Source organism: Massilia frigida, assembly GCF_011682175.1.
Classification (GTDB): domain Bacteria; phylum Pseudomonadota; class Gammaproteobacteria; order Burkholderiales; family Burkholderiaceae_D; genus Telluria_A; species Telluria_A frigida.
In genome coordinates, this window is sequence record NZ_WHJG01000006.1 from 107,155 (window position 1) to 128,726 (window position 21,572).

Annotated in this window: 29 protein-coding genes; 15 read left to right on the forward strand and 14 right to left on the reverse strand. The window is 65.3% G+C overall.

Annotation, left to right across the window (positions count from 1 at the left end):
- Positions 1-73 precede the first annotated feature (73 nt).
- Positions 74-634 (reverse strand): PAS and helix-turn-helix domain-containing protein, encoded by a 561-nt coding sequence (locus F2P44_RS08350; protein WP_167086241.1) that lies wholly within the window; start codon positions 632-634, stop codon positions 74-76.
- 145 nt (positions 635-779) lie between these two features.
- Here F2P44_RS08350 and F2P44_RS08355 point away from each other — a divergent pair, with 145 nt between their 5' ends.
- Positions 780-1,478 carry a CoA transferase subunit A gene (locus tag F2P44_RS08355; protein ID WP_167086242.1) on the forward strand — a complete coding sequence of 233 codons (699 nt, stop codon included), beginning with the start codon at positions 780-782 and terminating at the stop codon, positions 1,476-1,478.
- Positions 1,479-1,495: 17 nt separating this feature from the next.
- On the forward strand, positions 1,496-2,146 hold the full coding sequence (locus F2P44_RS08360; RefSeq protein ID WP_167086243.1) for a 3-oxoacid CoA-transferase subunit B: 651 nt from the start codon (positions 1,496-1,498) through the stop codon (positions 2,144-2,146).
- Positions 2,147-2,212: 66 nt separating this feature from the next.
- Here the strand turns inward: F2P44_RS08360 and F2P44_RS08365 are convergent, their stop codons facing one another.
- From F2P44_RS08365 to F2P44_RS08375, 3 genes are all read right to left on the reverse strand, one after another.
- Positions 2,213-3,490 (reverse strand): M56 family metallopeptidase, encoded by a 1,278-nt coding sequence (locus tag F2P44_RS08365; protein ID WP_167086244.1) that lies wholly within the window; start codon positions 3,488-3,490, stop codon positions 2,213-2,215.
- Entirely contained in the window at positions 3,487-3,870 is a 384-nt protein-coding gene (locus tag F2P44_RS08370; protein ID WP_167086245.1) for a BlaI/MecI/CopY family transcriptional regulator, read from the reverse strand. The genes F2P44_RS08365 and F2P44_RS08370 overlap by 4 nt, the downstream gene beginning before the upstream one ends.
- 90 nt (positions 3,871-3,960) lie before the next feature.
- Positions 3,961-4,161: a hypothetical protein gene (locus tag F2P44_RS08375; RefSeq protein ID WP_167086246.1), complete on the reverse strand. Its 201-nt coding sequence runs from the start codon at positions 4,159-4,161 to the stop codon at positions 3,961-3,963.
- A gap of 73 nt (positions 4,162-4,234) precedes the next feature.
- Between F2P44_RS08375 and F2P44_RS08380 the strand changes: the two genes are divergently transcribed.
- Complete coding sequence (locus tag F2P44_RS08380) at positions 4,235-4,543, forward strand: hypothetical protein (RefSeq protein ID WP_167086247.1); 309 nt, start codon at positions 4,235-4,237, stop codon at positions 4,541-4,543.
- 55 nt (positions 4,544-4,598) lie between these two features.
- On the opposite strand, the gene F2P44_RS08385 is transcribed toward F2P44_RS08380, so the two are convergent.
- Positions 4,599-4,994 carry an energy transducer TonB gene (locus F2P44_RS08385; protein ID WP_229423456.1) on the reverse strand — a complete coding sequence of 132 codons (396 nt, stop codon included), beginning with the start codon at positions 4,992-4,994 and terminating at the stop codon, positions 4,599-4,601.
- A gap of 186 nt (positions 4,995-5,180) precedes the next feature.
- Here F2P44_RS08385 and F2P44_RS08390 point away from each other — a divergent pair, with 186 nt between their 5' ends.
- Positions 5,181-5,897 carry an SIMPL domain-containing protein gene (locus F2P44_RS08390; RefSeq protein WP_167086248.1) on the forward strand — a complete coding sequence of 239 codons (717 nt, stop codon included), beginning with the start codon at positions 5,181-5,183 and terminating at the stop codon, positions 5,895-5,897.
- A 58-nt stretch (positions 5,898-5,955) separates the two neighbouring features.
- Here the strand turns inward: F2P44_RS08390 and F2P44_RS08395 are convergent, their stop codons facing one another.
- From F2P44_RS08395 to F2P44_RS08420, 8 genes are all read right to left on the reverse strand, one after another.
- Positions 5,956-7,257, reverse strand: coding sequence for a dicarboxylate/amino acid:cation symporter (locus F2P44_RS08395; protein ID WP_167086249.1), 1,302 nt, complete (start codon positions 7,255-7,257; stop codon positions 5,956-5,958).
- A 254-nt stretch (positions 7,258-7,511) separates the two neighbouring features.
- On the reverse strand, positions 7,512-7,763 hold the full coding sequence (locus tag F2P44_RS36080; protein ID WP_370662653.1) for an amidohydrolase family protein: 252 nt from the start codon (positions 7,761-7,763) through the stop codon (positions 7,512-7,514).
- On the reverse strand, positions 7,720-8,427 hold the full coding sequence (locus F2P44_RS08400; protein WP_308610051.1) for an amidohydrolase family protein: 708 nt from the start codon (positions 8,425-8,427) through the stop codon (positions 7,720-7,722). The genes F2P44_RS36080 and F2P44_RS08400 overlap by 44 nt, the downstream gene beginning before the upstream one ends.
- A 6-nt stretch (positions 8,428-8,433) precedes the next feature.
- Complete coding sequence (locus tag F2P44_RS35405; protein WP_229423457.1) at positions 8,434-8,766, reverse strand: amidohydrolase family protein; 333 nt, start codon at positions 8,764-8,766, stop codon at positions 8,434-8,436.
- A gap of 64 nt (positions 8,767-8,830) precedes the next feature.
- Entirely contained in the window at positions 8,831-9,331 is a 501-nt protein-coding gene (locus tag F2P44_RS08405; RefSeq protein WP_167086250.1) for a hypothetical protein, read from the reverse strand.
- A complete protein-coding gene (locus F2P44_RS08410) occupies positions 9,328-10,155 on the reverse strand; it encodes an FAD:protein FMN transferase (protein ID WP_167086251.1) in 828 nt (275 codons plus the stop codon). Before F2P44_RS08410 ends, F2P44_RS08405 begins: the two co-directional genes overlap by 4 nt.
- Positions 10,148-10,693, reverse strand: a complete 546-nt coding sequence (locus tag F2P44_RS08415; RefSeq protein ID WP_167086252.1) for an FMN-binding protein — start codon at positions 10,691-10,693, stop codon at positions 10,148-10,150. Before F2P44_RS08415 ends, F2P44_RS08410 begins: the two co-directional genes overlap by 8 nt.
- 10 nt (positions 10,694-10,703) lie before the next feature.
- Positions 10,704-11,594 (reverse strand): DUF6662 family protein, encoded by an 891-nt coding sequence (locus F2P44_RS08420; protein WP_167086253.1) that lies wholly within the window; start codon positions 11,592-11,594, stop codon positions 10,704-10,706.
- A gap of 240 nt (positions 11,595-11,834) precedes the next feature.
- On the opposite strand from F2P44_RS08420, the gene F2P44_RS08425 reads away from it, so the two are divergent.
- From F2P44_RS08425 to F2P44_RS08445, 5 genes are all read left to right on the forward strand, one after another.
- A complete protein-coding gene (locus F2P44_RS08425) occupies positions 11,835-12,320 on the forward strand; it encodes a tetratricopeptide repeat protein (protein WP_167086254.1) in 486 nt (161 codons plus the stop codon).
- 54 nt (positions 12,321-12,374) lie between these two features.
- A complete protein-coding gene (locus tag F2P44_RS08430) occupies positions 12,375-12,596 on the forward strand; it encodes a hypothetical protein (protein WP_167086255.1) in 222 nt (73 codons plus the stop codon).
- Positions 12,526-12,849: a low molecular weight protein tyrosine phosphatase family protein gene (locus tag F2P44_RS08435; RefSeq protein WP_167086256.1), complete on the forward strand. Its 324-nt coding sequence runs from the start codon at positions 12,526-12,528 to the stop codon at positions 12,847-12,849. Before F2P44_RS08430 ends, F2P44_RS08435 begins: the two co-directional genes overlap by 71 nt.
- A gap of 100 nt (positions 12,850-12,949) precedes the next feature.
- Positions 12,950-14,140 carry a hypothetical protein gene (locus F2P44_RS08440; RefSeq protein ID WP_167086257.1) on the forward strand — a complete coding sequence of 397 codons (1,191 nt, stop codon included), beginning with the start codon at positions 12,950-12,952 and terminating at the stop codon, positions 14,138-14,140.
- A gap of 72 nt (positions 14,141-14,212) precedes the next feature.
- Positions 14,213-14,716 carry a hypothetical protein gene (locus tag F2P44_RS08445; protein WP_167086258.1) on the forward strand — a complete coding sequence of 168 codons (504 nt, stop codon included), beginning with the start codon at positions 14,213-14,215 and terminating at the stop codon, positions 14,714-14,716.
- Between the two features lie 15 nt (positions 14,717-14,731).
- On the opposite strand, the gene F2P44_RS08450 is transcribed toward F2P44_RS08445, so the two are convergent.
- The gene (locus tag F2P44_RS08450; protein WP_229423458.1) at positions 14,732-15,514 is read right to left on the reverse strand and encodes a 3-hydroxybutyrate dehydrogenase; all 783 of its coding nucleotides are present in this window, start codon (positions 15,512-15,514) and stop codon (positions 14,732-14,734) included.
- Positions 15,515-15,637: 123 nt separating this feature from the next.
- On the opposite strand from F2P44_RS08450, the gene F2P44_RS08455 reads away from it, so the two are divergent.
- The 6 genes from F2P44_RS08455 to F2P44_RS08480 are packed head-to-tail and all read left to right on the forward strand — an operon-like array spanning position 15,638 to position 21,568.
- On the forward strand, positions 15,638-16,519 hold the full coding sequence (locus F2P44_RS08455) for an alpha/beta fold hydrolase (protein WP_167086260.1): 882 nt from the start codon (positions 15,638-15,640) through the stop codon (positions 16,517-16,519).
- A gap of 8 nt (positions 16,520-16,527) precedes the next feature.
- Positions 16,528-16,878 (forward strand): RidA family protein, encoded by a 351-nt coding sequence (locus tag F2P44_RS08460; RefSeq protein ID WP_167086261.1) that lies wholly within the window; start codon positions 16,528-16,530, stop codon positions 16,876-16,878.
- A 5-nt stretch (positions 16,879-16,883) separates the two neighbouring features.
- Entirely contained in the window at positions 16,884-19,124 is a 2,241-nt protein-coding gene (locus F2P44_RS08465) for a RelA/SpoT family protein (RefSeq protein WP_167086262.1), read from the forward strand.
- Positions 19,125-19,934, forward strand: a complete 810-nt coding sequence (locus F2P44_RS08470; protein ID WP_229423459.1) for an MlaE family ABC transporter permease — start codon at positions 19,125-19,127, stop codon at positions 19,932-19,934. It begins immediately after the preceding gene.
- 12 nt (positions 19,935-19,946) lie between these two features.
- A complete protein-coding gene (locus F2P44_RS08475) occupies positions 19,947-20,900 on the forward strand; it encodes an MlaD family protein (protein ID WP_167086263.1) in 954 nt (317 codons plus the stop codon).
- On the forward strand, positions 20,897-21,568 hold the full coding sequence (locus F2P44_RS08480; RefSeq protein WP_167086264.1) for a hypothetical protein: 672 nt from the start codon (positions 20,897-20,899) through the stop codon (positions 21,566-21,568). Before F2P44_RS08475 ends, F2P44_RS08480 begins: the two co-directional genes overlap by 4 nt.
- The last annotated feature ends 4 nt before the right edge of the window (positions 21,569-21,572 follow it).

The following is a 21,572-nucleotide window of genomic DNA, read 5'->3' on the forward strand; positions in this document are numbered from 1 at the left end:
TTGGCGCCACTTTTGCGGTCATGTCCAGCCACACCGGTGCCGCCGCGCCTGTCATGGCGCAGGATAAAAGCGATCAGCGGCTGACCCCGACCAGCTTGTGCACCAGCTCGGACGAGGTCGACGCCGAAAACTTGCGCATCAGCTTAGCCCTGTGCATTTCCACCGTGCGCGGACTGAGGTCGGTTTCGCGCGCGATGACCTTGCTGGTCTTGCCTTCGACCAGCAGGGCGGCGATTTCGCGCTCGCGCGGGGTCAGTTCGGCCGTGACCGGCCGCTTTTCGCTGACATCCTCGAACGTCCACACGCCCGCGCCGAGCGGCTCGCGCGCATCGAGCGCGCGCCCGCTCACGTGGCACCAGAACAGTTCGCCCCCGGCGCGGCGCATGATGCGCTCGTCCGAATACACGCCGCGCGCGTTCATCACCGGAATGATGCGGTCGCCCGTGCGCAGGAATTCATCCATGGTCGGGTACAGCACCTGGAACGACTTGCCATCGAGGTCGCCGTGGCCGTAGCCGAACATCGATGTGAGCGCATCGTTGCAGGACTGGATCACGCGGTCGACCGAAATGCACATGCCGACCGGCGCGTGGCGAAAAATCGTTTCGTAATCGATGGCGTATGATGCGGTCATTGGAGGCTGTGAGTGATTCGGGGGCATGGGGAAAAAGCCGGTAGTTCTACGGTATTGTGCTTTTAGCCCGCGTATTTTATGCTGAGAATCCACTGTGCAGTGCAGTATGGACGAATTTAGCTCAACTATAAAAAAGGGACAGGGAATGAACAAAGTTTATCCTGACGCGGCATCGGCGCTGGCCGGTATCGTGAGCGATGGCCAGACCATCGCAGTCGGCGGTTTTGGCCTGTGCGGCATACCGGAAGCGCTGATCCTGGCCTTGCGCAATACCGCCGTGAAGCAGCTGACCGTGATCTCCAACAATGCCGGCGTGGACGACTTCGGCCTCGGCCAGCTGCTCACCACGCGCCAGATCAAGAAGATGATCTCATCCTACGTGGGTGAAAACAAGGAATTCGCGCGCCAGTACCTGGCCGGCGAACTCGAACTCGAATTCACGCCGCAGGGCACGCTGGCCGAAAAGCTGCGCGCCGGCGGCGCGGGCATCCCGGCCTTCTTCACCAAGACCGGTGTCGGCACCATCGTGGCCGATGGCAAGGAAGTGCGCGAGTTTGACGGAGAACAATACGTGATGGAGCGCAGTCTGGTAGCTGATGTGTCGCTGGTCAAAGCCTACATGGCCGACCGCGCCGGCAACCTGGTATACCGCAAGACCGCGCGCAACTTCAACCCGAACGTGGCGATGGCTGGCAAGATCACCATCGTCGAAGTCGAGAAACTGGTGGAAGTGGGCGAGATCGATCCCGACCAGGTGCACACGCCGAGCATTTTCGTGCACCGCATCGTCGTCAACGCCACGCCGGAAAAGCGCATCGAACAGCGCACCGTGCGCACCAACTAAGACCACAGGAGAAGAAGATGGCATGGACTCGTGATGAAATGGCCGCGCGCGCGGCAAAAGAATTGCAGGATGGTTTTTACGTGAACCTGGGCATCGGCTTGCCGACCCTGGTGGCGAACTACGTTCCTGCCGGCATGGAAGTGTTCTTGCAGTCGGAAAACGGCTTGCTCGGCATCGGTCCGTTTCCGACCGATGATGAAGTCGACGCCGACCTGATCAACGCCGGCAAGCAGACCGTGACGGCCTTGCCCGGCGCCGCCTACTTCAGCTCGGCCGATTCCTTCGGCATGATCCGTGGCGGCAAGATCAACCTGGCGATCCTGGGCGCGATGCAAGTGTCGGCCCAGGGCGACTTGGCCAACTGGATGATTCCGGGCAAAATGGTCAAGGGCATGGGTGGCGCGATGGACCTGGTAGCCGGAGTCAAGCGTGTGGTGGTGGTGATGGAACACGTCGCCACGGCCAAGGATGGCGCGACCTCGCACAAGATCTTGCCCAAGTGCGATTTGCCGCTGACAGGCGTGGGCGTGGTCGACCTGATCGTCACCGACCTGGGCGTGATCGAGGTCACCCCGGCCGGCCTGAAACTGGTGGAGCTGGCCCCTGGCGTGAGCAAGGAACAGGTGCTGGCCGCCACCGGTGCCGAACTGGACGCCAGCGCGTTCTAGCATGCCGCGCCTGCGCGGCGTTCGTCGAAAAAAGCACCGGAATGAACGCCGGTGCCTTTTTTTGGTTCAATCGTCGACGTTCTTGAGCATCCAGACGTACTTCATATTCATCCAGGCCGGCATTGGCTTGCCGTTCTCGGTGCCCGGCTTGAAGCGGCACTTCATGATGCCCGTGCGCGCCGCTTCGTCGAGCAGCGCATGGCCGCTCGACGAAGCGATGCGCGAGCCGGCGACCCGGCCGTTGGCACCGACCTTGAAGGCCAGCGTCACCGTGCCGGTGTGCTGCGCCTTGAACGACGCGGCCGGCCAGACTGGCTTGGCGCAGCTGGAAAAATCGACCACCGGCGCCACGCGCGCCAGCGCCGGCGTGACGCTGGCCCGGTCGTCGGCGGCGTGGGCGTACAGACTGAGGCAGGCCGCGGCCAGCCCCAGCGCGGGCAGCGAGGCTTTCCAGTCGAGCGCCTGGCGGTCGGGCTTGAGCAGGCGCCGCACGCGCGCCACCAGGTCGCCGCCATTGGCCGCCACCGCCAGGTGGTGCGAAGAAAACTGCAAGCGCTCCAGTTCCGACAAGGCGCGCGCCAGCCGGCGCGGTTCGCCCAGGTGGCGCGCCGCCAGGTCGTCGGCGATCTGTTCGCGTTCGGCCCGGATGCGGCCCGAAATCCACCACACGGCCGGGTGATAGAACAGCAGGATCTCGGCCACGTTCTGGCCCAGGTTGACCAGGTAGTCGACACGCCTGACATGCCCCATTTCGTGCGCCAGCAGCGCTTCGAGCAGGTCGGGCGGCATGCCGGACATCAGCGCGGCCGGCACCAGCACCACGGGACGCAGCCAGCCGATGGTCAGCGGGCTGTCCAGGTTCTCGACCACGCGCAGGCGCACCGTGCGCGTGATGCCGAAGGCCCCCGCCATGCGCGTGGCGCGCGCCTGCCATTGCGGCTCGGCCAGCGGCGCCCGGGCGGCATGGCGGATCCACGCCAGCCCGGCCGCCATGCGCAGCGACAGCAGTGCCGCACACACCGACCAGAAGCCGACGATCCACAGCAACTGCTCCTGCAGCCAGCCGGCGAGGCTGGCATCATCGGCGCGCGCGCCGGCCATCATGTGCTCGGCAAAGCCCAGGTGCGCCGCGCTGGCGCCGCCATCCTGCAGGCGCAGCGTCAGTTCGGCGGCGGGCCACAGCACGCAGGCCAGCAGCGCCGCGCAGGCTACGTTGTAGCGGTATTCGGGGCGGGTGTTGCGCATCAGGGCCAGTACGGCGGCGCTGGTGCAGCCGATCAGCAAGCCTTGCCAGGTGAAGTGGAGCAGGGTCCAGCCGATACTGTCGATCAGGGCAGCCGTCATTTGTCTTCTTCCTTGAGCATGTTTTCGATCTCTTCGCGTTCCTTTTTGCTGATGCCGCTGCGCAGTGCGGCCATGACCAGTGCCTTGGCCGAGCCGGAAAACGCTTTCTGGATCAGGTCCTTGAGCAGGTTCGTTTGCAGCGAATCCTGGGCTTGCGCGGGCGCGTACACGTGCGAGCGTTCGCTTTCGTCGCGGATCAGCAAGCCCTTGGTGTGCATGATCTGCATCAGCCGCAGCACGGTCGCATAGGTCACGTCGGGGCGCTCCTTGAGGATCGCCTGGTGCGCTTGCTTGGCGGTCGCCGCGCCGAGCGGCCACAGGGTTTGCAGCAGATCGAGTTCGGCTGCTGTCGGCTTGGGCGGGGCAGGGAGTTTGGCCATGGTGCGCTAGTGAGGTGAAGGTAAACCTGAGGTTAGCGCATCTAGACCTTCATGTCTAACAAAAAATCTTGAGGCGCTCAGGAATAGCGATTATCCAGTCTTACAAAGGGCTTTAATGTAGAAAACATTGTCTATTCCATGGGCGGCATGGGATAGCTGGATGGCCGGATCGGCGTTGCGGCCGGTTTCCTGCTGCCTGGCTTCGTGCTGTATGGCCTGGGCTATAACGCGCAGCTGCCCGCCGCCCAGCGCGGATTTGTTTTGCCAGCGGCGAGGCAGGCGCAGTACCATGCCTGGACCAATACACCGGGGAGCAGGCCTTGAAAACCGCACACGCGCAGTGGCATCACCCGCTGGCTGGCGCATGACGTGCGGCGCCGCGCATCTTGCGCTCGCGAGCACCGCCATCGCCGGCCTCACCTATGTGCTGGCGATCCTCGTGACGCGGGGGGCGTTTTCGGCATGGACCGGCGGCTGCGGCGATTTCGGCATGCGCTGCGTGGGGCAGGGCGTGATCGTGCTGGGCGTGGGATGCCTGGCCGGCCTGCTATGTGCGTTGCTTTCGCCAGGCCATGCCGACGGCCGGACCTGGCTTGGCTGGGCAGGCCTGCTGATGAACGGTGTGCCGCTGGCCGCGATCGGGGTGGGATCGGCCCTGATCGCGCTGCGTTAAGACGCGCTTGCGCCGGTGCATGCTCCCCGCCGCGCGGGGCGCCTGGATGCCTTGATTACAGCTTCCACACGTAGTCGATGTCGGCCCAGCTTTCAGCCGGCTTGCCCTTGGCGCTGGCGGCGCTGAACTTGCACAGTTTGATGGCATTGCGGGCGGCGCCGTCGAGCGCGGGGTAGCCGCTCGATTTTTTCACCTTGCTGTCGACAACCTCGCCGCCGGCACCGACCAGGAAAGCCAGTTGCACCGTGCCGGCATGTTTCGCGGCCAGTTCGGCGGCCGGGTAGACGGGCTTGGCGCAGGATGTCAGGTCGGCGACGGCGTGGCTTTTTCCGTCTTTGGCGGGTGCGGCTTGCGCACTGCCGGCCATGCAGCCGGCTGCGAGCGCGAACAGGGCCAGGCTGCGTGTCAGGCGGGCCGGAATGACCGGAGTCGAGCTTGGGGATGGGGTCATGCAATCTCCTTGGTTGGCGTCTTGCGCCATGGTTGGGGCGGGTGCCTGATTTATAGATTAATCTGTCTAGACAGAGTTGTCTATAGATTTCTTTCGCCTTTCTTTAGCGGGAATGTTTTTATAGACAATCATGTCTACAATGTTTATTCTAGCGTTTTCATCATCAGACTGACGTCCGGAGAAACCATGCTTAAAACGATTGCCGCCGTTGGCGCCCTGAGCTTGCTGCCCATGGCCGCGCAGGCTGGCGGCTTGCCCGACTATCCATTCATCCATGTCAGCGGCATGGGTACCATGACTGCCATGCCCGACCTGGGGCAGATCGATTTTGAAATCAGCGCCTTCGACGCCGATCCGGGCGTGGCGGTCGGCGTGATCGCAGTGCGCGCCACGGAGATCCGCGCGGCGATGGCGCAGGCGGGCGTGCCGCTGGAGGACGTGGAGATCCGCGATGTGCGCAAGGACTTCCGCAAGCCGGACCCGAACGCGGCGCCCGGACCGGTGCAGTACGATATCCGTGCCGGGGTGCGCATCAATGTGCGCGACCTGGGCAAATGGCGTGGCGCCGCGGCGCCGCTGCTGAACATGCCGAACCTGGACGGCTTCATGACGGTGTTCGATACCACCCAGCGCGAAAAAATCGAGATGGAGCTGGCCACCGATGCGATCAGGATCGCGCGGCGCAAGGCGGAGGGCATTGCGCTGGGGCTGGGGCGCAAGCTAGGGCCTGCAAGCGCGGTCAGTACGGGCGACCTGAAGAACCTGACGCGGGCCATGGGGCTGGCGCCGAACGAGTCGAATTACCGCTCGTCGCCGCAGACCGGCATGGACAAGGCCGATGTGCTGACCGTGATGGCGCTCAAATTCGCGCAGCCGGTCGATGTGATCTACCGCCTGAAATAAGCAAAATTCCCGCAGGGGCTGCAAGCCGCTGCGGGAAGGGGGGTGAAACTGGTGACGGTCAGGCGGCTTTGCGGACCGGGTACATTTCGCGGTCGTCGTCGATGTGGGTCGGATGCGCCAGTTCGCTCTGGAGACGGTCGTGATCGAGTTCTTTTTCCCAGTGCGAGACCACCACCGTGGCCACGCCATTGCCGACGAAGTTGGTCAGCGCGCGGCATTCGCTCATGAAGCGGTCGATGCCCAGGATCAGGGCCATGCCGGCCACCGGCACGGTCGGCACCACGGCCAGGGTGGCGGCCAGGGTGATGAAGCCGGCGCCGGTGATGCCCGATGCGCCCTTGGAGGTCAGCATCGCCACGCCCAGGATGGTCAGCTGCTGGCTGAAGGACAGGTCGGTATTGGTGGCCTGCGCCACGAACAGGGCGGCCATCGTCATGTAGATGTTGGTGCCATCGAGGTTGAACGAATAACCGGTCGGCACCACCAGGCCCACCACCGATTTCGAGCAGCCGAGTTTTTCGAGCTTGCGCATCAGGGCGGGCAGCGCGCTTTCCGAGGAACTGGTACCGAGCACGATCAGCAGTTCTTCCTTGATGTAGGAAATGAAGCGGAAGATCGAAAACCCGGTCATGCGGGCGATGGCGCCGAGCACGACGAACACGAACACGCCGCAGGTCAGGTAGAAGGAACCCATCAGCTTGGCCAGCGGCAGCAGCGAGCCCAGGCCGAATTTACCGATGGTGAAGGCCATCGCGCCGAAGGCGCCGATCGGAGCGACTTTCATCACGATGCCCACCACGCCGAAGATCACGTGCGACATGTCGTCGACCAGCTTGGCGATCGGACGGCCACGCTCGCCCAGCATCGACAGCGCGAAGCCGAACAGGATCGCAAACAGCAGCACTTGCAGGATATCGCCCTTGGCGAAGGCATCGACCACGGTGTTCGGGATGATGTTCATCACGAAGTCGAGGGTGCTCTGGTTCTTGGCCTTGGCCGTGTATTCGGCGATGGCCTTGGTGTCGAGGGTGGCCGGGTTGGCGTTGAAGCCGTCGCCCGGGCGTACCACGTTGGCCACCACTAGGCCGATGGCCAGGGCGAAGGTCGACACCACTTCAAAGTACAGCAGCGCCTTGCCGCCGACGCGGCCGATCTTTTTCATGTCCTGCATGCCGGCGATGCCTGCGACCACGGTACAGAAAATCACGGGGGCGATGATCATCTTGATCAGCTTGATGAAGCCATCGCCCAGGGGTTTCATGTCGACCCCGAGTTTCGGGTAGAACACGCCGAGCAGCACGCCGCACACGATGGCGAATAGAACCTGTACATACAGGATCTTGTAGAAGGGCTTTTTCATGACGGTGTCTCCGTTCGATATTGGAATGAATCTATCTTTATCCAAATCGGGCACGTCATCTATTGTGGATATCCGCAGTGCGGACGAGTTTGCGCATACGGGTTTCGATTGCCGCGCGCGAGCGCCGACACGTCCGCGGGAAAAGCGTGTCGATATGAAAATGTTGCACGTTGCGGTGACGGATCGGCCGGCTCCGGCGTCCGTGTGCGCGTCTGGCGTGACGGCTTACCTGCGATAAATTTTGCCGTCTTTCATTACAAATCGCACTGTTTGAAGATCAGAAATATCGGCCGTCGGGTCGCCCCCCCGACCGCCACGATGTCGGCCAGCATGCCGGCCTTCAGCTGGCCCAGTTCGGCTGATTTGCCCAGCACGGCGGCCCCGGTCACGCTCGCCGAGCGTAGCGCTTCTACCGGCGTCATGCCGAGCTTCAACATCCACGCCAGTTCACGCGCATTGCTGTCATGCGCGAACAGGCCGGCATCGCTGCCGTTGGCGATGCTCACGCCGAGTTTGCGCGCCAGCTGGAAGGCGCGCGCGGCCATGCTGCATGGCCGGCGTGGGCGGTCCGCCGCGCACATGCTTCTGGAAATATTCGCCGGTCGCTTCGGACGCGGTCAGGGGCGGCACATAGGCAAGCTTGCGCTCGGCCATCAGGCGCAACGTGGCTTCGCTGGCGCCGTAGCCGTGCTCGATGGTATCGGCGCCGGCCGGCACCGCCATGCGGATGGCGTCGTCGCTGCTGGCATGCACGGCCACCTTGCGGCCGGTGACATGCGCGGCCTGGACCATGGCCGTCAATTCCTCCATGGTGAAGGTGGGGCCGGCGCCGCCGTCGATGCCGCTGCGGTAGCCGGCGTAGATCTTGATCCAGTCGGCGCCGCGCGCCGCTTGCTCGCGCACCGCTTTGGTGACTTCCGCCACGCCGGTCGCTTCCTGCGCGCCCTGCGGCAGCGTCATGTCGGGCCGGAACTGGCGGGCAGCCGGGCCGTCGCTGTGCGAGGCCACGATGGCCAGGGTGGCGATGAACAGGCGCGGGCCGTCGATCACGCCGTCGGCAATCGCGCGCTTGACGGCCACGTCCGCATAACCCGCGCCTGCGCTGCCAAGGTCGCGCAGGGTGGTGAGGCCGGCTTGCAGGGTCGCGCTGGCGTGCTTGCCGGCCAGCAGGGTGCGCTACTCGGGCGCTTCCTTCATCACCTGGTCGTCCCAGCTGGTTTCGTTGTACGGGTGCAGCAGCAGGTGCGAGTGCAGGTCGATCAGGCCGGGGACCAGGGTGGCACCGGGCAGGTCGATGCGCTCAGCGTCCGCAGGCGCGGCGAGTCCGCTGGCCGGACCGGCGCTGTGGATACGGCCGTCGACCACCAGCACGCCCCAGCCGCTGTGGGCGGAGCCGTCGCCCGTCCAGACGCGCTCAGTGGTCAGCAACACGGGACGCGGCCCGGCGGCGTGGGCCGCCGGCAGGGTCAGGAGGAGGGTGGAAAGCGCAAGGTGTACCAAGGTTCGCATGGCGTCGTCCTGATTGGGGAGAGCGTAATCGTATCCCGGACGCGGCGCGCCGTCAGCCGGTACGTCAGTTGGCTTCGGCGCGGGCGGACACCGTGTTGACCGCTGCAAAAGCCGGTTCGCGCGGTACTGCCGCCTTCCTGGAGGCGCGGCGCGCGTGCACCCAGTGCCACCCGAACGGCAGCAGCAAGGTAAGGCCCACGACCAGGTGCACCAGCGCCGCGCCGCTTCCCAGCGCGTCTTCGCCGGCGTAGTAGATCGCCACCGCACTGGCCGCCAACAGCAGCAGCATGATGCCGAGCGTGGCACCGCTGCCGCGCTGGCGGCGTTTGCGCCAGCCGGCGCGCATATGCACGCTCCACAGGGCGCCCAGCATCATCAGCAGCACGAAGCCGGTCGCGGCATGCATCGCGGCGGTGACTACGCGGCCGGCGCCGGGCAGGCGCCATGCGAGCGCCATCTCGAAGCGCATGACCAGGGTGGTGGGCGCCAGCAGGCAGCCGCTGACGAACACCAGCAGCAAGGCGCCGAGCAAGGCCCGGACAAACCAGGCGGGATAGCCTTTCATTGGCTTGGTCCTTCGGTAGGATCGATCAAGGCGCCGCCCAGTGCGCGGACCAGCGCCGCGCGCGCTGCCGGCGCCGCATTCGCGGCCACCTTGGTCAGGGCATCGGCGCGCCAGGCGCTGCGCGCGAGGACGGTCCAGATGCCGCTGGCGGGCACGCCGCGCGGCGGCGCCACGATATGCGCGGGGAAGGCCGCGGCTTCCTGTGCATCGTCGTGATGGCCGGCGCGCGAACTGGCCATGGCCGCGTCGCGCAGGCCGCCCAGCGGCAGCATGGCGCCGTCCAATTCGCGCCGGTGCATCGGCAGCACCAGCGCGCCGAACACGCGCACGTCGCCGCCCGCGTTGACCCAGCCGGCTTCGGCCCCGGCGCGGCGCAGCGCGCGCACGGCCAGGTCGACCGCGTAGCCTTTGGCGATGCCGTCCAGGGTCAGGCGCACGGGCCGCCGCAGCCTGGCCCAGTGCGCGCCGATCTCGATGTCGGCGGCGCTGCCGCGCTCCAGCGCGGGCCTGCCGCCGTGGTCGGGCAGGGCGCCGCAGCGCACCAGGGCGCCGCCCACGGTGCAGTCGAACAAGCCGTCGCTGGCGCGCATCATCGCGCGCGCGCTGCGCAGCAGGCGCAAGGTGGAGGAAGACAAGGGCACCGCTTGTCCGGGCGCCAGGTTCAGGCGTGATAATTCGCTGGCGCGGTCATGGAAACTCCACAGCGCCTGCGCCGTTTCGATGCTGGCAAAAGCAGCCTGCACCGCGGCCGGCGCGGCGCCGCCGCGCGCGCCGACTTCGACGTAGGTGCCCAGCAGCGGGCGCATGCGCCTGATGTCAGCCATGGCCCAGGTACAGCTTGTGCATGACGAGCAAGCGCTTGACGCCATCGAGCACATTGCGGCTCGACAGGGTGGCGCCGCTGATGTTGGGCACGTCCTGATCGAGCTTGAACGGATCGGCCAGGGTCTTGCCGATGAAGTGCTTGCGCCAGCCCATGTCGCGGATCTGGCCGCCGTGCGTTTCGCGGTAGCTGAGCACCTCGACGCCGATCACCCGGCCATCGGGCGAGAGCGCGGTGGCGTAGGTGATGAATTCGTGCTTGCCCACCACCTCGTCGACGATGAACCAGCCCAGGAAGGCGCCTTCGCGTTCGGCGCGCCACATTTTTTGTTCCTCGGTCCGCTGGCGCACGCCCGCCAATTCCTTGATGCGGTCGCGCTGCTCGCTACTGAGCTTGAGCGGCCGTTCGGCGAAGGTTTTCGCCGTCGGGAACAGCAGCGATTGCGCCGCCGTCACCGTCAGGTAGTCGGTGGCGTGGGCGGGCGACACCAGCGCGGCCATCGGCAGCAGCAGCGCGGCGGGGTCGAAATAGCGTCGCATGGCACTCTCTTTAAAAGTTGTAGCCTACCTTGAAGCGGATTTCATTCTTGGTCTTTTCGATCAGGTGCAGATTGGTGTCGGTCTGGCCGGTATATTTTTCGCCGCCGCCGCGCACTTGCTTGAAGGCGGTCAGCGTGGCCCACCATTTCTGGCCGGCGTAATGGATGCTCGGGCCGGCGAACAGGGTCCAGCGTTCCAGGCCGACTTCGGTCTCGTACTCCGATTCGCGCACCGTTTCGGCACCGGCGTACCAGCCCGGCGCGAAACGGTAAGACACGCCGGCGCCGAACTTGGTGGAGATTTCCATTTCCGGATCGGTCGGCCAGTCGAAGTCCTCGGGCAGGTTGGCGATGGCCTTGCGCTTTTCGCGCGCGGCGCGTCCACCCACATTGCCGATCACGACCAGTTGGCCTTCGAGGAAGTATTTCTGGACCTGCATCTCGAACTCGACTTCGACTTCGCTCTTGTTGCGTCCCGAGTGCGGGTCGAGGCGGCCCAGCTCCACCGAGGCGATGCCGGAGACGCCGATATCGTCCTTGGCCGGGCTGAGGAAGTTGTACTTCATGCCCAGTTCGACGCTGCGCGCGCGCAGGCCGCTCTTTTTGTCGCCCGGCAGATAGCCGTCGACGACCAGGCCCGAGGTGTTGATCGCCAGGCCGTTCAATTCGGCCGAGACCTGGAAGCGGTCGCTCACGCCGTATTCGACTTCGGTCTTGGTATCGAGCGCGCGATAGTGGCCCGCACCCTTGTCGGAACGGTCGGTGAACCATTGGTAAAACTCGCTGCTACCTTTCGGCAAGGTTTCTGCGCCACGCACGTAGCCCAGCAGGTTTTCGTCGGCCAGGGCAGGCAGGGACAGCGACAGGGCGGCGATCGCCAGGAAAAGACGGCTTGGGGACATCGTGGGAGTTCTCCGAAAGGTATGCGGCATGGATGCCGCTATGATTGATCCGGCATTTTAAATACTAATCATTCTCATTACAAGTCGCGATATCAATTGCGCCGCCGTTTCCGGTCCTGGACAATTCTTGATTGCAAGATTGCTTCTTTGTTACTATTTCTATTCCTTGCTGAAGAAAGCCATCATGTTGTTACGCGCCGCTGTTGCCGCCTGCCTGATGTGGTCCATCTGGCGATGGCGATGGCGTCCGCGCCGACCGGGGTCGAGAAGTCGTTCGCGCTGATTGATGCGGGCAAGCACCGCGCGGCGCTGGTCTTGCTCGACAGGGCCAGGGAAACCGATCCGTCGCCCCAGGTGCTGTGGGGCATCGGCCTGGCGGCATTTGAACTGGGCGAGTACGACAAGTCGCTTGACGCGCGCCTGGGGTTCGCACGCGTGAACGCCGACTGGCGCGGGAGGGTGAAACTGGTGCAGACCTGCCAGGCGCTGGGCCGGCTGGAGGAGCGCGACAAGCAGCGCGCGGCGCTGGTGGACCTGTGGACCAGCGGCGCCAACGCGGAACTGAGCAAGGAAGAGTCGTTCCGGCGCGAACAGTTCAGCCGCGCGGGCAGGGCTATTTCCCCGTTCGAGAACTACCTGCCGGCCGGTACCGGCCGGGTGGTGTACGTGTTCGAGGTCGATGCGGACGGCGGCAAGCCCGGCTGCCGCATCAGCCTGGGCAGCTAGGACGCGAGCAATTCGATCGCGGCAGAGTTAGGCGAGGTGCCGAAAGGCAAGAGGATGTATCACCTCGACCAGTACGGCGAGGAGTATCATGAGACGCTCGGCTCTTATATCGGCCAGCCGTCGTGCGACGTGGTGCGCAAGGCCGTGCTGGCCAAGGTGGCGGGCGAAATGAAGGCGATGTCGAGCAGCAGGTACAAGGAAAAGTATGCAAAGAGCACTATTCATCTGCAGCCAGAACCGGCTGCGCAGCCCGACGGCGGAGCAGGTCTTCGCTAGCTGGCCCGGGGTCGAGACCGACTCGGCCGGCCTGGGCGGCGACGCCTCGGTGCCGCTCTCGCCCGAGCAGATCGCCTGGGCCACCATCGTGTTCGTCATGGAAAAGGCACACCGGCGGCGCCTGGGCGAACGTTTCCGCGCGCATCTGAACGGCAAGAAGGTCATTTGCCTCGATATTCCCGACGATTACAGCTACATGCAGCCGGAACTGGTCAGCATCCTGGAAACCAAGGCCGGAAAATTCCTGCGTTGAACGTCCTTGCCGGGCAGTGGCGTATAATTGCACGGTAGAAATTCCTCTTTCCCTCGCGATTAGGCGGACCGGTGCCGCCGTCGCGCCTATCCTGCCATTCATGAAAAATCTGCTTCTGCGTGGCGCCGCCTGCGCGCTGTTCCTGCTGCCTGCAGCCAGCCGAGGTGCGTCCGGCCAGGCGCCGGTGAGCGCGAACCATGCGGCCATCGATGCGGCGCTCGAGCGCGCCCTTGAGGCCGTCGACAAGGCCAGTGAGGCGAGCGCCGCCCATGACGCCGCCAAGGAGCACACCGATGCGCTGTGGGCCTTGATGTCCGTGCTGCACTACGAAAAGCGCCTGGCGGCCATCATCGACAGCGACACAGGCGCCAACCCCGCGCAGCGCGCCAATGCGCATTTCTTTGCGCAGCGCTCGGCGTCGGACCTGGTTGCCCAGATGGTGTTCATCGTGCGCGGCGAGATCGACGCCAGGCAAGCGCGCGCCATGGCCCTTGCCTACGCCACCCCGGTCGGGCAGCAGGCGCTGGCGGGCGTGAAAAGCGCCGCCGTGGATGCCTTCAACGCAGCGCCCGAAGCGCGCCTGCTCGCTGCCAGCGAACAGGCCACCGGGGCGCGCATGCAGGACGCCATCCTGGCCTGGGCCGACCTCCAGGTGGTGACGCTGCTGGCGACGGCAACGGCGCGCGCGCGCGGCTACAACGCCCAGCTGAACGATCCGGCCAGGCGCGGTACGCTGCCGGCGGACCCGCAGCCGACCGGCCACGCCGACATCGACCGCATGATGTCGGCTTCGCTCAGCATGGTGCGCGACAGCACCGTATTGGCATGGCGGCTCGACGATGAGCTCGACCGCCTCGGCCGCGCGCAGGTGCTCAGTCCCGCGAGCCTGGCCAGTGTCGATGGCACGGCGCGCGCACGCCGCAGCGTTGCGCTCATGCGGCCGCCCTCGCAAGCGTTCATCGTGGCCGCAAAGGCGGTGGTGGCGCGTTCGCGCGCGCAACTGAGGACCAACGGCGTCGCTCCCCACGATCGTTTGACCGCCGTCATGCACGGCGTCTTCGACAAAAGACTGGTGCAACTGGCGCAGCTGGATATCCTCCAGCGCCAGCAGTACGACATTGTCGACCGCATGCTCGCTTTCGCCGGCGAGCGCCCGGGCCAACTGATCCTTACCGCCGACGGCGTGGACGCGCCCGACAGCGCCGCGCGCACACGCTGGCTGGCGCTGCTGAGCGAGATGCAGGACAACATGCAAAAGACTGCCGCCGTCTCGGCGCCGGCTGTGCCGTAATTGTGCATGTGACATGCCGCACGGGGTATAGTCATGCTTTCGACCCCGCGTCGGCTACCTGGGACACCCGCCATGAGAATACTCCGTCATCTACTGCTCGCTGCCGTCATTGCCCCAGCCATCGCGCATGCAGCGCCGAAAACGAAGCCGGCGCCCAAGCCGGTGACCTCGTTCTTCCCGCAGCTCGACCTGGGCCGCTTTTTGGCCGATAACTTCGACCTGGCCTCGGTGCGCAGCTCCCTGGCCGCGCGCCGCACCCCGGAGCTGCGCACCTTTGCCGATTTTGGCATGCTGCCGACCAACACCGGCGACGACGTCGTCACCTTCGATGGCGAACGCTGGCTGTACCAGCTGCGCGTGGTGCGCCGTGCCGATATCAACAACGACGGCATCGAAGACCTGGAAGTGTGCTTCACCGACCGCGCCAAGGGCGCCAGCTACGATTCGTCGCAAAGCCTGCTGGTGAGCCGCTATTCCGACGAAACCTACGCGGTCGCGCTGCGCTACGAGTCCGAGGCCTGCGGCCCGGCCACGAAAAACAACGCGGGGCGCACGCGCACCATCGAAATCAAATAAGCGCGCAAGCCGCGCTTATTGCGCGGCCCAGCCGCCATCCATGTTCCAGGCCACGCCGCGCACCTGGTTGCCGGCCGGGCTGCACAGGAACACGGCCAGCGCGCCCAGTTCTTCCGGCGTGACGAATTCGCCGGAGGGCTGCTTTTCGCTCAGCAGGGCCTTCTTGGCTTGCTCGTTGCCGATCCCATCCCTGGTTGCGCGCTCGTCCACCTGTTTTTGCACCAGCGGCGTCAGGACCCAGCCCGGGCAGATGGCGTTGCAGGTGATGCCGGTGCCGGCCGTTTCCAGCGCGGTGACCTTGGTAAAGCCGACCAGCCCATGCTTGGCCGCCACATAGGCCGATTTCTGCGCCGATCCCACCAACCCGTGCACCGACGCCAGGTTGATGATGCGGCCCCAGTTCTTTTGCTTCATGCCGGGCAGCGCCAGGCGCGAGGTGTGGAAGGCCGAGGTGAGGTTGATGGCGATGATCGCATCCCATTTCTCGGCCGGGAAATCCTCGATATTGGCCACATGCTGGATGCCGGCGTTATTGACCAGCACATCGACGCCGCCGAATTTGTCGGACGCGAAGCGCATCATCGCTTCGATCTCGGCCGGTTTCGACATGTCGGCGTTGTGGTAAGCCGTCTGTACCCCGAATTCGCGCGCCAGGTCGGTGTGCAGTTTCTCGATGTGCTGGGCGTCGCCGAAGCCGTTGAACACGATGTTGGCGCCTTCCTGGGCCAGCGAACGCGCCATCCCCAGGCCGATACCCGAGGTCGAGCCGGTGACCAGAGCGGTTTTACCACTCAACATACTTGATTTCATTGTGTCCTCTAGAGAAAGAGTTAGGGGTTGATGATGTAGAATTCTAAACGCAGTGAAGATTGAAACACATATTTAGCAGTGGCGACGGATGACGCCCAACGAGGAGCCGGCATGATCGAAGCAAGAATCAAATCCGTCCAGTGCATCTCGCCCGCCGGCTTGCACCAGATGTCCTACAAGGAGTGGGGCGACGAGGCCAACCCGCGCGTGCTCGTGTGCGCCCATGGCGTCACGCGCGTGGGCGACGATTTCGACAATCTGGCGCGCGCGCTGGCCGGCCGCTACCGCGTGGTGGCGCCCGACGTGGTGGGGCGCGGCCGCTCCGGACGCCTGCGCAACCCGCAGTTCTACCGCGTGCCGCAGTACGTGAGCGACATGGTGACGCTGATCGCGCGCGTCACCGCCAACAGCGGCAGCGGCGGCGTCGACTGGTTCGGCACCTCCATGGGTGGCCTGATCGGCATCGCGCTCGCCTCGCTGCCGGACACCCCGGTGCGCAAGCTTGTCCTCAACGACATCGGCCCCACGCTCGACCCGGCGGCCTTGCTGCGCATCGGCGACTACATCGGCCAGGACCTGCGCTTCCCGACCTTCGACGCGGCCGCGCGCTTCGTGCGCGAGGTGTCGCAGTCGTTCGGCGAGCACTCCGAGGATGAATGGCACAAGCTGGCCAGCGACGTGCTGCGCCAGGAGAGCGACGGCCAGTGGGTGCGCCATTACGACATGGGCCTGGCGCTGCCGTTTCGTTCGGCCACGCCGGAAAGCGCGCAAGCCGACGAAGCCATGCTGTGGGCCGCCTACGATGCGATCCGCTGCCCGACCCTGCTGGTGCGCGGCGAGCACTCGGACCTGCTCTCGCGCGAGACGGCCGCCATCATGGCCGGGCGCGGCCCGCGCGCCAGCCTGGTCGAAATTGCCAACGTGGGCCATGCCCCGACCTTTATCCACGACGACCAGATCGCCATCGCACGACAATTTTTGATTGGTACTTGAAAGACATTATGGAAATTACACGACTGCACGTAGGAAAACGCCTGTCCGAAGTGGCCATCCACAATGGCACGGTCTACCTGGCCGGCCAGATTGCCGATGATACGCTCGCCGACATCGTCGGCCAGACCCGCGAGGTGCTGGGCCACGTCGACCGCTTGCTGGCCGAAGCGGGCAGCCACAAGAGCTGCATCCTGATGGCGCAGATCTTCATCGGCAGCATGGCCGATTTCGAGGGCATGAACACGGTGTGGGACGAATGGGTCGCCGCCGGCCACACGCCGCCGCGCGCCACCGTCGAATCGAAGCTGGCCAACCCCGCATGCCTGGTTGAGATCGTCGTTACCGCAGCGCTGCGCTAAGCCGCATGGTCTCGATTGCAGCACTCGGCAGCACAACGGCCGAACTGGTACAGGGGCTCAGTCCCGACGACTGCGCGCGCGTGGAGTCGGCGCTCGCGTATGCGGGCGACGCCTACAAGGACATGGCGTGCAGTTCGGGCCAGAACGCGCTCGACTTCGCGGTCGGCGTGGCCAGCACCCTGGCGTATTTAAGAAGCGATGCCGAAACCCGCATCGCCGGCCTGATGTTCGAGCTGACGGTGCTCGATCCGAAAGCCGTGGCGGGCCTGGAAGCGCGGGTCGGGCGCGAGGCGACCGATCTGGTGACCGGGGTGCGCCAGCTGATCCGGCTGCGCGACATGACGGTCGGCCAGCAGACGGTGGGTCGCGGCAAGAACGCGGCCCAGCAAGCGGTGGCCCAGGTCGAAACCTTGCGCAAGATGCTGCTGGCGATGGCCACCGACATGCGCGTGGTGCTGGTGCGCCTGGCCTCGTGCATAACGACCTTGCGCTATTTTGCCGACATCAAGCGCTTCGACGACCTGACCTGCGCCTACGGGCGTGAAACGCTGGACCTGTACGCGCCGCTGGCCAACCGGCTCGGCATCTGGCAGCTCAAGTGGGAGCTGGAAGACCTGTCGTTCCGCTTCATCGAGCCCGATACCTACAAGCGCATCGCCAAGATGCTCGAAGAAAAACGCATGATGCGTGAAGGCTTCGTGCAGTCGGCCATCCTGCGCCTGCAAAACGAATTGGCGGCGGCCGGCATCACGGCCGAAGTATTCGGCCGGCCCAAGCATATCTACAGCATCTGGAGCAAGATGCGCGGCAAGGAGCTCGATTTCACCGAGCTCTATGACGTGCGCGCCTTCCGCGTGATCGTCGCCGACGACAAGACCTGCTACACGGTGCTCGGCGTGGTGCACAATATCTGGACTCCGATTCCGAAGGAGTTCGACGACTACATCTCGCGCCCCAAGGCGAACGGCTACCAGTCGCTGCACACGGTGGTGACGGCCGACGATGGGCGCCCGCTGGAAGTGCAGATCCGCACCCAGGAAATGCACAACTTCGCCGAGTACGGCATCGCCGCGCACTGGCGCTACAAGGAAGAGGGCGGATCCAACTTCAAGGGCCAGGCCTACGACGAGAAGATCGCCTGGCTGCGCCAGCTGCTGGCCTGGAAGACCGACGTGGCCGACGCCGTCGTCGGGCAGGAAGAAATCCAGCGCGAGTGGGTCGAAAAACTCAAGTCGACCACGCTGGACGACCGCATTTTCGTGCTCACGCCGCAGGCGCGCGTGCTGGAACTGCCGGTCGGCGCCACGCCGATCGACTTTGCCTATCACCTGCACAGCGAAGTGGGGCACCGCTGCCGCGGGGCGCGCGTGGACGGCATCATGGTGCCGTTGAATACGGCGCTCAAGAACGGCCAGACCTGCGAGATCATCACCGCCAAGGGCGCGCCCGGCACCGCCGGCCCGTCGCGCGACTGGCTCAATGTGGAATACACGGTCAGCACGCGCACGCGCGCCAAGGTGCGCGCCTGGTTCCACGCCATCGACCTGGAAGAGACGCTGGCGCACGGGCGCGCCATGGTCGAAAAATCGCTCCAGCGCGAAGGCAAGACCGCCGTCAACCTGGAACAGCTGGCGCATAAACTCGGCTTTGCCAAGGTCGACGACCTGTTCATCTCGGTCGGCAAGGAAGAATTCAGCCTGCGCCACGTGGAGCAGGCGCTGCACGATACCGGCGAAGTGGTGGTGCCGGAAGACGCGGTGGTGCTTAACAAGAGCCGGGCGTCGAGCGTGGAGCAGGGCGCCAAGTCGGGCGTGCTGGTGGTCGGCACCGAAGGCTTGCTGACGGCGCTGGCCAAGTGCTGCAAGCCGGCGCCGCCGGACGGCATCGTCGGTTTCGTCACGCGCGGCAAGGGCGTGTCGATCCACCGCGCCACCTGCAAGAACTTCGCCGAGATGCGCATCAAGGCGCCCGAGCGCGTGATCCATACCGACTGGGGCCGGGCCGGGCAGGATACGGTCTATCCGGTCGACCTGTTCATCCTCGCCAGCGACCGCCAGGGCTTGCTGCGCGATATCTCCGAGGTGTTCTCGCGCGAGAAGATCAATGTCATCGGCGTCAATACCCAGAGCGCCAAGGGCCAGGCACGCATGACCTTCACCGCCGAAATCGGCTCGACCGCGCAGCTGCAAAAGGCACTGGGGGCGATCATGGAGGTGGGTGGCGTACAAGAAGCGCGGCGGCAGTAGATGGCGATGCTGCCCAAGTCCTTCCTGTACTCCAAGCCGCGCGACTGGGGCCGGCACGCCTTCCGTTTCGTGTTCAGCTGGTGGTACATGGTGTACCTGGGGGCGATCGCGCTGGTGATGGCGTTTTCGCCCTCGACCTACAACCGCCACAACCGCCTGACTACCTCGCGCTATATTTACACCAGCACCTGGGAGGTGCTGCCGTGGTTCACGGTGCTCGCCGCGCTGGTCAGCCTGGTGCTGATCCGGGTGGTGGTGGTGACCTCGCAAAGCTATGGCCTGTCGCGCTACGCGCTCGAAATGGTGGTGCGGGTGCTGGTGCTCGAACTCATTCCCCTCACCGCGGCCATGTTCGTGGCACTGCGCGCGGGCCTCGCGTTCAACGCCGGCGACGCGCTGGCGCTGGCCGCCGCCGCCACGCCGGACCGCTCGCGCCAGGCCCAGAACCGCCTGCGCCAGGACCTGGTGCCGCAGGTGATCGCCAATGCCTTTGCGGTCCTGAGCCTGGCCATGGTCAGCAGCGTGATCGTGCTGTTGCTGGCGTATATGAGCGTGTACGGGCTCTCGCCATGGGGTGTGGGCGACTACACGCGTACCGTGGGCCGCATTTTCAATCCGGCGGTGACCATCGGCTTCGTGCTCAAGACCGTGTTCTTCGGGCTGTCGGTGGCAGTCATTCCCACCGCCGCCATCCTGGAATCGCACCGCTACGGGCGCACCTCGTCGTCGACGGTGCAGCCGGGCGCGGTGCGCCTGCTGTTCGTGCTGCTGCTGATCGAAGCCGGCTCGCTGGCCGTCAAATACATTTAAATGGAAACGAAGATGAGCCAACCCGACACCAATCCGGTGCACGATGCGCCGGCCGAAGCAGTCGCCCACGTCGAAGTCAAGGCGGTCGTGCTTCTGGTGCTGATGAGCGCCCTGATCGTCACCTTTTTGCTGTACGTGATGTACGCGCGCGGCGTGTTCGAGAGCACGCAGCGGCTGGTGCTGCTGTCCGAGGATTCGGACGGCGTCATTCCCGGCATGGATGTGACCTTTTCCGGCTTTCCGGTGGGACGCGTGCAGCGGGTCGAGCTGGCGCCGGACGGCAAGGTGCGTATCCTGGTCGACGTGCCGCGCAAGGACGCCAAGTGGCTCAAGACGTCGAGCGTGTTTACCATCGAACGGGGGCTGGTGGGCGACACGCGCATCAAGGCATTCACCGGCATCCTGACCGATCCGGTGCTGGCGCCCGATTCGGTGCGCACGGTGCTGCGCGGCGACACCGCCGCCGAAATTCCGCGCCTGGTGGCGAGCGCGCGCGCCTTGCTGGAAAACCTGGACAACATGACGCGCAGCGATTCGGCCATCAATACCAGCCTGACGAATATCCAGGCCGCGACCGGCCGCCTGTCGGGCAAATATGGTTTGCTCGGTACGGCGCTAGGCAGCGAGGACGAGGCCAGGAAGCTGCTGCAAACGCTGGAACACGTCGACACCTTGCTGCTCAAGGCCGACAAGCGCATGTTCGGCAAGCAGGGCGTGATGGACGAGGCGCAGCTGGCCATCGTGCAGTTGCAGGTGGTGCTCAAGGATGCCAGCAACAGCCTCAAAAAGGTCGATGCGGTGCTGGTCGAAGCGCAGGCGGTCGGCGCCAACGCCAAGGTGGCGACCAAGGACCTGGGCGCGTTGCGCGCCGAAGTCGACGCCAGCCTGCGCAAGGTGACGCGCCTGATCGATGAAATCAACCGCAAGTGGCCCTTTGCACGCGAGACGGAGCTGAAACTGCCATGAAAACCCTTTGCCTCGCCGCGCTGCTGTGCGCGGCCTTCGCCGGCTGCACCAGCAATCCGCCACCGCCCGCCTGGAAGGGCAACGCCGGCAGCGCGCTGGCCGCGTTCAGCGATGCTTACCTGCGCGGAGACAGCAATATCGCCGATGCGGAATTCGCGCGTGCGCGTGGCGAGATGGCCAGTACCGGCCGCCCGGACCTGGTCGCGCACGCGGAGCTGGTGCGCTGCGCCACGCGCGTGGCGAGCCTGGAATACGATGCCTGTCCCGCCTTCGAGGCGCTGGCGCAGGATGCCACGCCGGCCGAACGCGCGTATGCGGCTTATTTAGCCGGCCGCTGGGACGGGCTCGATGCGGCGCTGCTGCCCGAGCAGCACCGCGCGGTGGTGGCAGCCGCGCGCGCGGCCGACGGCAAGAGTGTGCTGACGGCGATTGCCGACCCGTTGTCGCGCCTGGTCGCCGCCGGAACGCTGATGCGCCAGGCGCGCATTGCGCCGGCCGATATCGTGGCCGCCACCGGCACCGCCTCGGAACAGGGCTGGCGCCGGCCCTTGCTGATGTGGCTCGGCGTGTCGCTCAAGCGCGCCCAAGCCGCCGGCGACACGGCGCAGGCGGCACGCCTGCAGCGCCGCATCGACCTGGCCGGCGCCACGCCGGTTGCGGCGCCCTGATTTT